This window comes from Rhodopseudomonas parapalustris (assembly GCF_053772255.1).
Map to the genome: position 1 here is coordinate 127,748 of NZ_JAMKBZ010000009.1, position 13,252 is coordinate 140,999.

At 66.2% G+C, this 13,252-nt stretch carries 14 protein-coding genes; 9 read left to right on the forward strand and 5 right to left on the reverse strand.

The genetic code is table 11. The features are described 5' to 3' along the window. Positions 1-19: 19 nt before the first annotated feature. From M9H71_RS10645 to M9H71_RS10660, 4 genes are read left to right on the forward strand one after another with little or no spacing between them, the layout of a single operon-like run. A complete protein-coding gene (locus tag M9H71_RS10645; protein ID WP_455404996.1) occupies positions 20-1,000 on the forward strand; it encodes an ABC transporter permease in 981 nt (326 codons plus the stop codon). Beyond that, a complete protein-coding gene (locus tag M9H71_RS10650; protein ID WP_455404997.1) occupies positions 997-1,905 on the forward strand; it encodes an ABC transporter permease in 909 nt (302 codons plus the stop codon). Before M9H71_RS10645 ends, M9H71_RS10650 begins: the two co-directional genes overlap by 4 nt. A 2-nt stretch (positions 1,906-1,907) precedes the next feature. Further along, positions 1,908-2,906: an ABC transporter ATP-binding protein gene (locus M9H71_RS10655; protein WP_455404998.1), complete on the forward strand. Its 999-nt coding sequence runs from the start codon at positions 1,908-1,910 to the stop codon at positions 2,904-2,906. Continuing rightward, complete coding sequence (locus M9H71_RS10660) at positions 2,903-3,961, forward strand: ABC transporter ATP-binding protein (RefSeq protein ID WP_455404999.1); 1,059 nt, start codon at positions 2,903-2,905, stop codon at positions 3,959-3,961. The genes M9H71_RS10655 and M9H71_RS10660 overlap by 4 nt, the downstream gene beginning before the upstream one ends. 112 nt (positions 3,962-4,073) lie before the next feature. On the opposite strand, the gene M9H71_RS10665 is transcribed toward M9H71_RS10660, so the two are convergent. After that, on the reverse strand, positions 4,074-4,484 hold the full coding sequence (locus M9H71_RS10665; RefSeq protein ID WP_455405000.1) for a flagellar basal body rod protein FlgC: 411 nt from the start codon (positions 4,482-4,484) through the stop codon (positions 4,074-4,076). Positions 4,485-4,620: 136 nt separating this feature from the next. Next, a complete protein-coding gene (locus M9H71_RS10670; protein ID WP_455405001.1) occupies positions 4,621-5,517 on the reverse strand; it encodes a PepSY domain-containing protein in 897 nt (298 codons plus the stop codon). A gap of 759 nt (positions 5,518-6,276) precedes the next feature. On the opposite strand from M9H71_RS10670, the gene M9H71_RS10675 reads away from it, so the two are divergent. The 4 genes from M9H71_RS10675 to M9H71_RS10690 all read left to right on the forward strand — a co-directional run bounded on the left by M9H71_RS10675 (position 6,277) and on the right by M9H71_RS10690 (position 8,034). Then, a complete protein-coding gene (locus M9H71_RS10675; protein ID WP_455405002.1) occupies positions 6,277-6,618 on the forward strand; it encodes a hypothetical protein in 342 nt (113 codons plus the stop codon). 78 nt (positions 6,619-6,696) lie between these two features. Then, complete coding sequence (locus tag M9H71_RS10680) at positions 6,697-7,101, forward strand: hypothetical protein (RefSeq protein WP_455405003.1); 405 nt, start codon at positions 6,697-6,699, stop codon at positions 7,099-7,101. Positions 7,102-7,338: 237 nt separating this feature from the next. Further along, a complete protein-coding gene (locus M9H71_RS10685) occupies positions 7,339-7,680 on the forward strand; it encodes a phasin family protein (protein WP_455405004.1) in 342 nt (113 codons plus the stop codon). 132 nt (positions 7,681-7,812) lie between these two features. After that, positions 7,813-8,034, forward strand: coding sequence for a hypothetical protein (locus M9H71_RS10690; RefSeq protein WP_455405005.1), 222 nt, complete (start codon positions 7,813-7,815; stop codon positions 8,032-8,034). Between the two features lie 51 nt (positions 8,035-8,085). Here the strand turns inward: M9H71_RS10690 and M9H71_RS10695 are convergent, their stop codons facing one another. Next, positions 8,086-9,774 (reverse strand): MFS transporter, encoded by a 1,689-nt coding sequence (locus tag M9H71_RS10695; protein ID WP_455405006.1) that lies wholly within the window; start codon positions 9,772-9,774, stop codon positions 8,086-8,088. A gap of 127 nt (positions 9,775-9,901) precedes the next feature. Then, complete coding sequence (locus M9H71_RS10700; RefSeq protein WP_455405007.1) at positions 9,902-10,702, reverse strand: HesA/MoeB/ThiF family protein; 801 nt, start codon at positions 10,700-10,702, stop codon at positions 9,902-9,904. Between the two features lie 203 nt (positions 10,703-10,905). On the opposite strand from M9H71_RS10700, the gene M9H71_RS10705 reads away from it, so the two are divergent. Continuing rightward, positions 10,906-12,243: a peptidoglycan-binding protein gene (locus M9H71_RS10705; protein ID WP_455405008.1), complete on the forward strand. Its 1,338-nt coding sequence runs from the start codon at positions 10,906-10,908 to the stop codon at positions 12,241-12,243. Positions 12,244-12,260: 17 nt separating this feature from the next. Here the strand turns inward: M9H71_RS10705 and mutM are convergent, their stop codons facing one another. Beyond that, complete coding sequence (mutM, locus tag M9H71_RS10710; RefSeq protein WP_455405009.1) at positions 12,261-13,136, reverse strand: bifunctional DNA-formamidopyrimidine glycosylase/DNA-(apurinic or apyrimidinic site) lyase; 876 nt, start codon at positions 13,134-13,136, stop codon at positions 12,261-12,263. Between the last annotated feature and the right edge of the window lie 116 nt (positions 13,137-13,252).

Sequence of the window (13,252 nt, forward strand, 5' to 3'; positions counted from 1 at the left end):
CTCGATCGACGAAGCATCAATGGCTCTCCTCACCCATCTTTTCGGAAAATTCGCCAACGCCGTCCTGCTGCTGCTGGCGGTGTTGGTGATGAACTTCTGCCTGATCCATCTTGCGCCGGGTGATCCGGTGCAAGTGATCGCCGGCGAGATGGGTGGGGCGTCGCCCGAAGTAATCGCGGCGCTGCGGGCGAAATACGGCCTCGATCACAGTCTGCTCGAACAGTTGTTCACGTATCTCGGTAAAGTGGCGCACGGCGACTTCGGCTACTCGTACTATTTCAACCAGCCGGTGCTCGGCCTGATCCTGCAGCGGCTGCCCGCCACGCTCTATCTGGCGGGGGCCTCACTGGTGGTGGCCGTGCTGATCGGTACGGTGCTGGGCGTGATCAGCGCGCGGCGGCCGAACGGTCTGCTCAGCCACGGCGTCACCGTGCTGGCGCTCGCCGGCCACGCGGCGCCGATCTTCTGGACTGGTCTGCTGCTGCTGCTGCTGTTCGGCTCGGTGTGGCCGATCTTGCCGGTCAACGGCATGACCGACGTGGTCGATCCGAAGACCGGCCTGGCCTATGTGGCCGATGTCGCCAAGCATCTGGTCCTGCCGTCGGTTACGTTGGGGCTGGTGTTCGTCGCGCAATATTCGCGGCTGGCCCGCGTCAACATGATCGACGTGCTGTCTGCCGACTACATCCGCACCGCTCACGCCAAGGGCCTGCCGGAGCGGGTCGTTCTGGTCAAACATGCACTGCGCAATACGCTGATCCCGATCGTCACCGTGGTCGGTCTGCAGTTCGGCAATCTGTTTGCCGGCGCCGTCCTGGTGGAGACCGTGTATTCCTGGCCCGGCATGGGCCGGCTGGTGTTCGACTCGATCCTGCGCCGCGACTACCCGACGCTGATGGGTGTGCTGTTCTTCTCCGCCCTCATGGTGATCGCCGCCAATATCCTCACCGACCTGGTGTACCGGTTGATCGACCCCCGTATCCGCGCAGGTGCCCGATGAGCACGATGGAGACTTCGCTCGCGATGGCACAGAAGCCCGCTCCCAGCGTCACCAAGGTTCCGGAGGCGGTCTCGCCGGCCCGGGCCGCGCTCCGGCAGTTCATGAAGAGCGCGTCCGGCGTCGCCGGCGCGATCCTGCTGTTGTTGCTGATCGCCGGCACCATCTTCGGCCCGTGGCTGCATCCGATCGATCCGCTCGACATCGTCGGAATGCCGTTCGCGCCTCCGGATGCCGACGCTCTGTTCGGGACCGACTATCTCGGCCGCGACGTGCTGGCCGGCCTGATCTATGGCGGCCGCGCGACGTTGACGGTAGGAGCGGTGGCAGCGCTGATCACGATCGTGATCGGCGTCACCGTCGGCGCGCTCGCCGGCTTCTTCGGCGGCTGGGTCGACTCACTTCTGGTCAAGATCGCCGAGTTCTTCCAGGTGCTTCCGCCACTGTTGTTCGCGATGGTGCTGGTCACGCTGTTCGGGCCGAAGCTGTCGACCATCACGCTGGCGATCGGCGCGGTGAGCTGGACCTCGGCGGCGCGGCTGACGCGCGCCGAATTCATGCGGCTGCGGGATCTCGATTTCATCAAGGCCTCACGCGCCGCCGGTGCCGGCAATCTGCACCTGATCCTGCGGGTGGTGCTGCCGAACGCGCTGCCGCCGATCATCGTGTCGGCGACATTGGCGATCGGCACCGCGATCCTGTTCGAGGGTGGCCTCAGCTTCCTCGGCCTCGGCGACCCCAACACCATGAGCTGGGGCCTGATGATCGGTCAGAACCGCAACTACGTGCTGGACGCCTGGTGGGCCGTGACGTTCCCGGGCGCAGCGATCTTCCTGGCGGTGCTCGCGGTCAGTCTGGTCGGCGACGGCGTCAACGATGCGGTCAATCCGCGGCTGCGACGGAGGTAACGATGACGCCGGTGCTTTCGGTCGAAAATCTCAGCGTCAGCATGACCAATCGCGACGGCGATCTGGTGCCGGTGCTGGAGAATCTGTCGTTCACCATCGACAAGGGCCGCACCATCGCGCTGGTCGGCGAATCCGGCTGCGGCAAGAGCATGACCGCGCTGGCGATCATGCGGCTGCTGCCGGAAGGATTCGTGATCACCGGCGGCCGAATCGTGCTCGACGGCGAGGACCTGCTCACTGCGCGGCCGAAGCGGATGCGAGCGCTGCGGGGCGATGCGATGTCGATGGTGTTCCAGGAGCCGATGACGGCGCTGAACCCGCTCTACACCGTCGGCGACCAGATCGCCGAGGTGCTGTATTATCACCGCCGGCTCAGCCGCAAGGATGCCGCCGAGCAGGCGGTGCAGTTTCTGAAGGCGGTGCAGATCCCGGCCGCCGAGCAGCGCGCCAAGGCGTATCCGCATCAGATGTCGGGCGGCATGCGGCAGCGGGTGATGATCGCGATGGCGCTGGCGTGCCGGCCGAAGCTCTTGATCGCCGACGAACCGACCACTGCGCTCGACGTTACCGTGCAGGCGCAGATTTTCGATCTGCTCGCCCAGCTCCAGGACGAGACCGAGACCGCGATCGTGCTGATCACCCACGATCTCGGCGCCGTCGCCGAGCTCGCCGACGAGATCGCCGTACTGTATGCCGGCCGCTGCATCGAGACCGGGCCGGCGCAGCGGATCGCCGCAATGCCACGCCATCCCTATACGCGCGGTCTGCTCGGCTGCGTGCCGCATCTGACGGTCGGGGTCGCCAAGCCGGACCAATGGACCGATCTCGGCGAGATTCCCGGCATGGTGCCGGGGCTCGGTAATCGCGGGCCGGACTGCGCCTTCCTGGCGCGCTGCGCCAACGCTTCTGAACAATGCCGTTCGAAGCCGCAGCCGCCGCTCGGAAATGTCGAAGCTGGGCATGCGGTGTCGTGCTGGCGCGCCGCGGAGATCGCCGCATGATGATCCACGAAGACCTCCGCCCGGCTGACGGCGATCCGTATCTGCTCGACGTCAACGATCTGGTGGTGCACTTCCGCGCCGGGCGGAAGCGGCGCTGGGGCAAGCCGTCGTTCGTCCACGCGGTCGACGGCGTCAGCTTCCGCGTCAAGCGCGGCACGACGTTTGGTATCGTCGGCGAAAGCGGTTCGGGCAAGTCCACCACCGCTCAGGCGATCATGCGGCTGGTGCAGGCGACCTCGGGGCAGGTGGTGTTCCGTGGTGAAGACATCATGCCGCTCACCGGCGAGCCGCTGCGCAAGGCGCGCAAGCATCTGCAGATCGTGTTTCAGGATCCGTTCTCGGCGCTCGACCCGCGCCGCCGCGCCGGCGACCAGATCCGCGAACCGCTCGATCTGCTCGAAATCGGCAATCGCAGCGAACGCGATGCCCGGGTGCGCAAGCTGCTCGCAGAAGTCGGCCTGCCGCCCGAGGCCGCCGATCTGTTTCCGCATCAGTTCTCCGGCGGTCAGCGCCAGCGGCTGTGTATCGCCCGCGCATTGGCGCCGGAGCCCGAGCTGATCGTGTGCGACGAGGCGGTGTCGGCGCTCGACGTCGCGATCCAGGCGCAGATCCTCAACCTCCTGAAGAAACTGCAGCGCGAGCGGGGCCTCACCTACATCTTCATCTCGCACGATCTCGGCGTGATCCAGCAGTTCTGCGACGAGATCGCCGTGATGTATCTCGGCAAGATCGCCGAGCAGGCGCCGGCCTCGGCGCTGTTCACCGCGCCGCGCCATCCTTACACTTGGTCGCTGGTGTCGGCGGCGGTGCCGCCCGGTCCGCTGCGCGACGAGCTGAAGGCCAAGTATCTGGTCAAGGGCGAGCCGCCGTCGCCGGTCGATCCGCCGCCCGGCTGTCGCTTCGCCCAGCGCTGCCCGTTCGCCGAGGCGCGCTGCCGCGAGACGCTGCCATTCCTCGACGCCACCGGTCACGAGCATTACGTCGCCTGCCACCGCAAGGACGAGATCGGTGTACCCGACTTCACGCTGCGCGCCGCGAGCGGGCCGATCGGTTAGTTGCTCGGCGGCGAATATCAATCACCGTCATTGCGAGGAGCGAAGCGACGAAGCAATCCAGCCTCGTGCGTTGAGCTGGATTGCTTCGCTTCGCTCGCGATGACGAAAGAAGCTACACCTTGGCGTCGAGCAGAGCCTTGCTCATCTCGCGGTCCGCCTTCAGCGAGGCGAGGTTCGCCGTGTAGCTGTATTTGGCGACCATCTGGCCGATGAATTCCTGTGCCAGATCGACGTTCGGGGCCGCCACCATGCCGTCGGCATTCGCGAACGGCGCCTGCGGGTCGGACACGGGAATGGTGGCCGGCGAGGACGTGCTGAGGCTGGTCTGGGTGCCCCCGGTCGGCGCATCGGTCTGATTGACCTGCAGCGGCTTGTAGGCCTGAGGCGTGCCGGCCGGTACCGTGCCGTTCGCGCCCGGCAACGCTCCGGTCGATTGCTGATTGGCGATGTTGCTGGCCGACACTTCAAGCCGGCGGGTCGCTGCTTTCAGGCCGGAGACGGCGATCGACGAAATGCTGGACATGGATGGGCTCGTTGCGGCGGACAGGTGTGGGCAGAAGACGCCCGCACCTTCCAACGATCCGTGCACCGCTTCGATGCAATTCGACCGAACCGGTTAGGACAATCTCCATCCTGCCGGTGCGCTCACGCAGCCTGCCTCAGGCCGGCTGAGCCGCCGGCCGCTCCGGACGCCGCCGCAGCTTGCGCCGGGTCCACAGCCAGACGCCGGTGATCAGCAGGCCGAGCAGCACCACCGAGGTGATGACGTTGAGCGTGCCGGACAGCCACGTCGACCAGTTGCCCTCGTGCAGCAGCCGCGGCCAATTGCGCGGCAGCGCGCTGACGCCTTCCGGCGTGAAGGTGTAGGCGCGCAGTTCGCCGTTCTCATAGATCCGCGCCATCATCCGCCCGCCGCGATTGGCGATCATCGCCAGATGCGAGACGTCGTGCGACTGAGCGATCTGCTGTACCGCATCGGTCAGCTTGATCGTCATCCGCGCCGGCGGCGGGCCGCTCGAAAACGTCAGTCCGGCAGCCATGCACAGCGCGGTGAGGGGACTGAGCAGCAGCAGCGGCAGCGTGAACCATGCCGCGCCCTTGTGCCAGCCGGCGAGACTGTTGCGCAGTCGCGGCAGTCCCATCAGGATGCCGACGGTCATCAGCACCGTCATGGCGATGGTCGAGGTGATCACCAGCCATCCGTAGCCGAGCAGGTGCTCGTGGGTACGGCGCGCCCACAGCAAGAGGTCGCCGGTAGAGTCGCTGGCCGCCGCAGCTTCGCCTGTCGCCAGATCGATCGGCGGCGCCTTGATGCCGAGCAGCCGCATCTGCTGGCCGGTGGCGTTGATGGCGAGTCCGCGGGCCTGGCCTTGCGGATCGTAACGTTCGATCAGCCCGGTCAGACGGGCGGCATCGAGCGCGCCGGCCGGCAACCCGCGACCTTGGAGCATCGGCTCGACCGACAGGATCAGTCCGGTGACGATGATGGCGACCAGCGGCAGCGCGAACACGAGGCTGGTCCAGCGATGCAGTTTGAGCAGAAGTGCGTTGTTCATGATGGGACTTCGGGTTGCGATCAGCGGCGAGAAGCAAACCGATCCCGTCATTGATCAGGGCCTGAACGTCGACGTCTGGCGTCGGCGCTCCTGGATTCGTCCGGCCGCCGCATGACCGCGGTCAGCCTTGATGTCGCGGCGAGCACATGCAGCGCCGGATGAGGCGGATGGAACGCGACGTGTTGTAGGCGCCCGAACCTATCGATTCGCTGACAGCTTCCGCAGAACACGAAGCCATTGGGTTCGATCGATCGCATCCTGATTCGGGGCTGGCAGTGCCGGCGGAGGTAAGCGGCTGACGTTGTTCTGTCCGGGAAATCCCGAATCACACGAGGTTGCGGTCTGCACGGCGGCTACGATCGCATCTGCCGGTCGTCGGTGCCGTTGTGCCCGAATGCGCGCGCTCGCATGCGTCCCGTTGCCGCGCTGTCGGCCGCCGAGCTCCCCTGCGGCCTCTCTCCGCCTCTCGAACGACGTTTGCTTGTCCGGCAAATCACCAACTCGCGCAGTCCGATGCTCGACGGTAACATTGCGGCGAGTGGTCCGTCGTGACGTTGCGCAATCGATGTCCGGCTGTCTGATCGAGCCGTCGTCGGCGTGCGTCCAAAGCGTGCGATGGTTGGCGGAGGCCTCACCCTTAGTAGTAGTTGCGCGGCCTTTAAGCGTGCTGAAACTTGCACCTGTTGAAATTCCCGGGTGTTGATAACATGCTGCAGTTGCAAACAGTCTGGTGACAATTCCAACAGGTATGGAGGTAGTATGCGCTCCTCATCGATGATCTTCTTCGGTGCCATCGCCCTCGTCGCCGCGCTGTCGGTGATGAATCAGGTCGGTGTGCCTCATCCTGCGTTGATCGAACCCGCTGTCGCCGCCACCCCGGTTGCGCCTCCGGTCAGCGCGTTCCGCACCGTGACGTCGTCGACCTGTTCGTCCAACGGCTGTCCGACTGCGTGCGAGGCGGATGAAGCGCTGATTTCCGCGATCTGCATCGGCCCGAGCAGCGCCAAGTTCAGCGACAACCTCACTCTGGAGAACGGGCAGATGACCGCGAGCTGCGGCCCGAGCTCCTCCTCGATCGTGGTGTCCTGCGCCCGCAAATAACGCAGGCAGTTCGCTTCTGGGAGCCGGCGGTTGATCCAACCACCCGCGGGCTCCCGTCAGTCTCAAAGGTCTTCTCCGATGCAAAACTGGTTCATCGCACTCGCGGTCGCAGTGCTTCTGCTCATCGGCTTCGCCGCCGGACCGATGTCCGTCGTCGTCGCTTTCCTGGCGTTCTGGGTCACGCTGTATCTGGTGTGGGCCCGCGACCTCGGCTTCAAGGACACCTGGTCGCGCTACGGTCTGCAGCGCGTCAAGCCGCCGTTCTGGGCGGCGGAAAACAAGATCTGGTTCTATCCGATTTTCGACGACCGGACCAAGGTCGTGAAAGCAGCCGCGGTGCCGCTACTGATCGTCGCGCTCAGCCTGATGCTGCCGACCTCGGTGGTTCGCATCGGGACCCTGATCGTGTTGGCGTGGTATTGCCTGGAGATCTACCGGTCGCAGAAGGGGATGGATCAGCTCGACCGCGCGCGCTTCAACTAATTCCGCGCTGCGCCGTTCGTTCGGCGTGTGCGATGACGATGCTGGAAACGGCGGGTGAGGGCAGGTCCCACACCCGCCGTTCGCACGTCGGCGGTTAGGCATCTTTAAGAGCTGATCAGTTAGTACTGGACGGCGCTGCAGATTTTGCGATCATGGCCGCGTGCAGGCGTCGTGCATGGGGCTCCGGCCTTGCGGTCGTCTGGTGCTTGATAGCCGGGGAGCCTCGAGGAGATCGCGATGGCAGAGAAAAAATCGTCCGACGTCATCCTGAACATGATGACCAAGAACCTCGATCAGGCGCGCGGCGCGATGACCAACTACCTCGAGTTCATCAGCAAGAGCATGTCGGTGGCGCCGATGGGGCAGAGCACTCAGGCCACCGCGCTGAAGGACTATGTCGATCGCAACGTCCAGGCGACCTTCGATTTTTCGCAAGCGCTCCTGCACGCCAAGGATTTTCAGGACGTCGTCCGGATCCAGACCGAATTCCTGCAGACGCAATTCCGGGTGCTCACCGACCAGGCCAAGGATGTGGTCGAGATGACCCGCCCCACCGTGATCGTTCCGCGCGACGGCTAGGTTGACTCGGCCCGAGCTGGGCTTCTCGCAACGGGTAAGTGCGGCGCAGCAGAGCGTGTCGCCGGGAACGGTGATGTCCGATCGGCATTGACCAGGGACTCGACGCGACCCGTTCAGACTTGGATGAGAGGCATGCTGAAATTTATTGTCCCGATGATTTCACTGACACTGATTGCCGGTCCGGCGCAGGCGCAGCAGCAGCGCCGCCCGGACCCCGGCTGTGGCCGCGATGTGTCGCGGTTTTGCCGCGCGGTGATGAATGAGTCCGACGGTGCGATCCTCAACTGCCTGCAACAGCATCGCGCCAAACTCAGCGCCAAATGCGCCAAGGTGCTGGCCGACCACGGGCAGTAAATGTCCCGGTGAGCGCATCGCGACGGAACAATAGCGACGCGCGGGATGCGATCAGGTCGAGCCGCCGCTGACGCCGGCGACCGGGAGCACTTCGGTCGCCGTGGTCCGATCGGGCGATTCTTCTTTCCAACGCACCGAGCCGAACGGCCGCTCCAGCATTCGTCGGACGCGTAACGGTTCCGGCCCGCGATGGAACGCGATCGCGCGCCGGTGCAGCGCTCGGTCGTCCTGGGTCGAGCGGCTGCGCTGGCGCAGATAGTCGAGCCAGGTCGGGCATTGATAACGCTCGGTCCACAGTTCCGGGTCGGCGACGTCGCGCGCAATCGACCACCCATAGGCTCCGTTGCGCTGCCGGCTGAGCTGCACTTCCTGCATCACGTTGTGAAACGCGCGCGCCTCGTCGGCGTGGACGCGGTAGTCGATCTCGATCACCACGGGGCCGCTGCGCGAGGTCAGGGCCAGCTTGACCTCCGGATCGTCCAGCAGCTCGGCGTCCTCGGTGCGGGTTCCGACCGGCGGCATCGGCAGTAGAAAAGCCAGCACTGGCGAGGCCAGCATTGCCAGCCCCGAGAGCAGCATCGACGTCGCGACGCCGGACAGGTCCGCGACGTGGCCCCACCCCCAGCTTCCCATCGCGATCCCGCCGGAGATCGAGGCTTGGAACGCGGCGAGCGAGCGGCCCGCCACCCACCGCGGCGCCGAGAGCTGCACACCGATATTGAACAGCGCGATCGCCAGCATCCATACGGCGCCGGCGATCACCAGAGCGGCGGCGGTGAGCAGCGGCGAGCGGCTGATTGCGATCACCGCCATGGCGACGCCCATGATCATCGCGCACAGCCGGATCGCCGCTTCGCTGCTCAGGCGCTGCCGCGCGATCCCGACATTGAGGGCGCCGATCACCGCGCCGATGCCGAAGGCGCCGAGCAGTAGGCCGTAGGTCTCGGCGCCGCTGTGCAGCAGGTCGCGCGCCACCAGCGGCATCAGGGCCAGCACCGAAGAGCCGGCGATGCCGGTCACCAGGGTGCGGGTCAGCACGATGCGGATCGCCGGCGAGTTGGTGATGTAGCGCACGCCGGAGACGATCGCGCGGTTCAGCCGCTCCGGCGGCAACCGAGGCGCTTCGCTCTCCCGGCGCCAGAGCAGCAGAACGATCAGCAGCGGCAGATAAAGCACCGCATTGGCGGCGAAAGCCGCCACAGCGCCGGCGGCCGCCACCACGATGCCGCCGACCGCCGGGCCGAAGCTGCGTGCGATGTTGTAGCTGATGCCGTTCAGTGCGACCGCTGCCGGCAGCGTTTCGGGCGGCACTTGTTCGGATACCGAGGCCTGCCAGGACGGGCCAAACAGCGCCATGCCGGTGCCGATCACGAAACAGAAGATCAGCAGGATGTTGGGTGTCACCAGGCCCAAATGTGCCAGCGCCGCAAGCGTGGAGGCCCCGCTGAGTCCGATACCGAGCGCCGCCAGTGCCACCAGGCGGCGGTCGTACATGTCGGCGATCGCACCGGCCGGCATCGCCACCAGCATGATCGGCAGCATCAGGGCGGTCTGCACCAGCGCCACCTTGTCGGCGGACGCTGTCATCTGCGTCATCGCCCAGGCGGCGCCGACGCCGTTGATCATCAGGCCGAGATTGGACAGCAGGCTCGCCAGCCAGATCCGCCGGAACAGCGCGTGCCGCAGCGGCGCCGCGATCCCGTCGCCGGAGAACAGCCCGCGCTTCGCCGTGCCCGCCATCTGGTGCCGCCCCTCCGCCGCCGTCCTCGCCGCCTCGCCGATTCACCGGCGCTGGAAACAGTGATGCCTGCGAAGCGCTCGCGCTGTCCAGAGCCAACGCTGCGAAGGTCTCAGGCCAAGGCGCGGCTCAAAGGTGTCGGCTGAGATCGGTGATGGTCGGGGCATCGCCGTTCAGCGGATTTTGCGGGTCGCGGCTGTAGCGCAGCGTTTCGAACCGCATCGCGCGGGCGTCGATCATCACCAGCCGTCCGACCAGCCCTTCCCCGAAGCCGACGATCTCGCGGATCGCCTCCAGCGCCATCATCGAGCCGAGCATGCCGGCGAGCGCCCCCATCACGCCGGCTTCTTCACAGCTCGGCACGGTGCCGGCCGGCGGCGGTTCCGGGAACAGGCAGCGATAGGTCGGGTTCGGCTCGCCCGCTGCATTGCGTTCATGGGCGCGGATCGTGGTCAGGGATCCGTCGAACTGGCCGAGCGCGGCGGTGACCAGCGGCTTCTTGGCCAGATAGCAGGCGTCCGAGACCAAATAGCGCGTGGCGAAATTGTCCGAGCCGTCGAGCACCAGGTCGCATCCGCCGATCAGTGCCAGCGCGTTGGAGCCGTCGAGCCGCACCCGGTGCGGCACCACGCGGACATTGGGATTGAGCGCGAGGATCCGGCTCGCTGCGCTGTCGGCCTTGCGGGCGCCGATGTCCGGCGTGGCATGGATCACCTGACGCTGCAGGTTCGACAGCGTGACGATGTCGTCGTCGACGATATCGAGCATGCCGATGCCGGCGGCAGCGAGATACATCAACACCGGCGCGCCGAGCCCGCCGGCACCGACCACCAGCACCCGCGCGTTCTTCAGCGCCGCCTGCCCAGGGCCACCGACATCGCGCAGCACGATGTGGCGGGCATAGCGTTCCAGTTCTTCGGCACTCAGCATGATCGGATGGTATCCTTCACTTCCACGGCCGGGCCGGCACCGTCATTTGGAAGACGCGCATCCGGTTCATCCTTTCCTGCCGCCGAATGGGGAAGGGGCAGGCGAGTTGTCACGCTGCGGGCCGCGTCGAACCGGCGCAGCATTGGCGCCGACCAAGCGGGTGTGATTATTTGCGCATGGCGCAACGTTGTTCGGGAATTGTCATGAGATCGATGCTGGCTGCAACCCTGATCGTCGCCGGTGCCGCCACGCTGGCGGTGCATGGCGTGCACGCTGCACCGAAGCAGGCCGCAGCACCTCCGGCGGCGCAGACACCGGCCGAGACGGCGAAGACGCTGACCCTCGCCGAGCGGCAGGCGATTCAGTCTGATCTCGCCTGGACCGGCGATTACAACGGTCTGATCAACGGCGAGGTGTCCGACCGGATGATCACGGCGATCAAGCAGTTCCAGACCAACCAGGGCCACAAGCCGACCGGGGTGCTCAATCCGCAGGAGCGCGGACAGCTCGCCCAGGCTTCGCGCAAGCTGCAGGCCAGCGTCGGCTGGAAACTGGTGTCCGATCCGGTCACCGGCGCGCGGCTCGGCGTGCCGACCCGGCTGGTCCCGCAGCAGGCTTCCGACGCCAACGGGACGCGCTGGAGCTCCTCCACCGGCACGATCCAGGTCTCGCTTGCACGGCGCAAGGAGGCGAACCTTTCGACTGCCAAGCTCGCCGACAGGGAAAAGAAGGAGCCCGGCCGCAAGGTCGAATACAGCGCGGTCAAACCGGACTTCTTCGTGCTGTCGGGCACTCAGAACCAGAAGAAGTTCTACATCCGCGGCAGCTTCAAGGATGCCGAAGTGCGCATCCTCACCGTGCTGTACGATCAGGCCACCGAAGGCACGATGCAGCCGGTCGTGGTGGCGATGTCGAGCGCCTACAATCCGTTTCCGGCCGGCGTGCAGGGCGGCCCGCCGCCGCGCAAGAAAGTCGAGTATTCGACCGGCACGATCGTCGGTGCCGACGGCGCGATCCTCGCCGATCGCGAAGCGGTCGACGGCTGCCTGTCGATCGTCGTCGCCGGCTACGGTCCAGCCGATCTAGCGGATCGCAGCAAGGAGCACGAACTGGCGCTGCTACGAATCTACGGTGCGTCCGAGCTGAAGCCGCTGCCGATCGGCGGTGCTGCCGCTAAGCCCGGGCTGGTCGAAATCACCGGCGTCGCCGATCCGCAGAGCCAGGGCGGCGGTGCGGCCGTTACCACGGTCAAAGCCCAGATCGCTCCGGCCGGCAGCAGCGCTGGCCTCGCCGTGACACCGCCGCCGAGCCTCGGCTTTTCCGGCGCGCCGGCACGGGATGCGGACGGGCGTTTCGCCGGGCTGACGACGCTGCGTCTGCCGCTGGTCGCAGGACCGGCGGATGGCGCCGCGGTACAAGCGTCGCTGATTTCAGCCGACATCGTCCGCGGCTATCTCGCCGGTCTCGGCGTCAAGTCGGCCGATGGCAGTGCCAAGGACATCAAAACGAGCGTCGTCCGGGTGATCTGCGTGCGGAAGTAAACGGTCTAGTGCCAGAGTTACTTCTGGCACTTCGGGCACCAGAACGTTGATCGCCCGTTCTGCACGAAGCGCTGCACCGTGCCGCCGCAGGTCGGGCACGGCTCACCCTCGCGGTCGTAGACTTTGAAGGAGTGCTGGAAGTAACCGAGTTCGCCGCTGGTCTGGCGATGGTCGCGCAGTGACGAGCCGCCGGCCTTGATCGCTTCGCTCAGCACCTCGCGGATTGCTTCCGTCAGCAGAACCGCGCGGTCGGTCGGTTCCTCCTTGCGATTGGCCAGGGTCGAGGCTTTTCGCTTGGGCGACAGGTGCGCACGGAACAGCGCTTCGCAGACATAGATGTTGCCGAGTCCGGCGACGACGCGCTGGTCGAGCAGGGCTGCCTTGAGGCTAGTCTGCTTGCCGGCGCAGGCCTTCGCCAGCAGGCTGGCGTCGAATGCGTTGCCGAGCGGCTCGGGGCCGAGGCCCTTCAGATGGGGTTCGGTGTCGATCTCGCTGCGCGGAAACACCTTCATGAAGCCGAACCGGCGCGGGTCGTTGAACACGATGCGGGCGCCGGACGCCATGTCGAACACGACGTGGTCGTGGGTGCGGTTCTCGCCGCGCGGATAGTGGAACTCGCCCGGCGTGGTCTCGCCGTCGGCCTCGACCACCCGGAACGAACCGGACATCCCGAGATGCATCAGCAGCACGTCGCCGCTCGACAGATCCGCGAGCAGATATTTGGCGCGCCGGCCGAGGCCGGTGACGGTCTGGCCGGTGAGGCGGGCGACGAAGTCCTTCTGCAGCGGGAACCGCAAATTCTCCCGGTGCGCCACCGCGCGGTCGATCCGGAAGCCCTCCATCGCCGGCTGCAGCCCGCGGCGGACGGTCTCGACTTCGGGGAGTTCAGGCATGGGCGGCTCGTCGCTTGGCTTTTCCCGTCATTGCGCGCGCAGCGAAGCGATCCAAGGCCGCTCGGGCAGCCTCAATTGCTTCGCTGCGCGCGCAATGACGGGGAAGGCTTGATCCG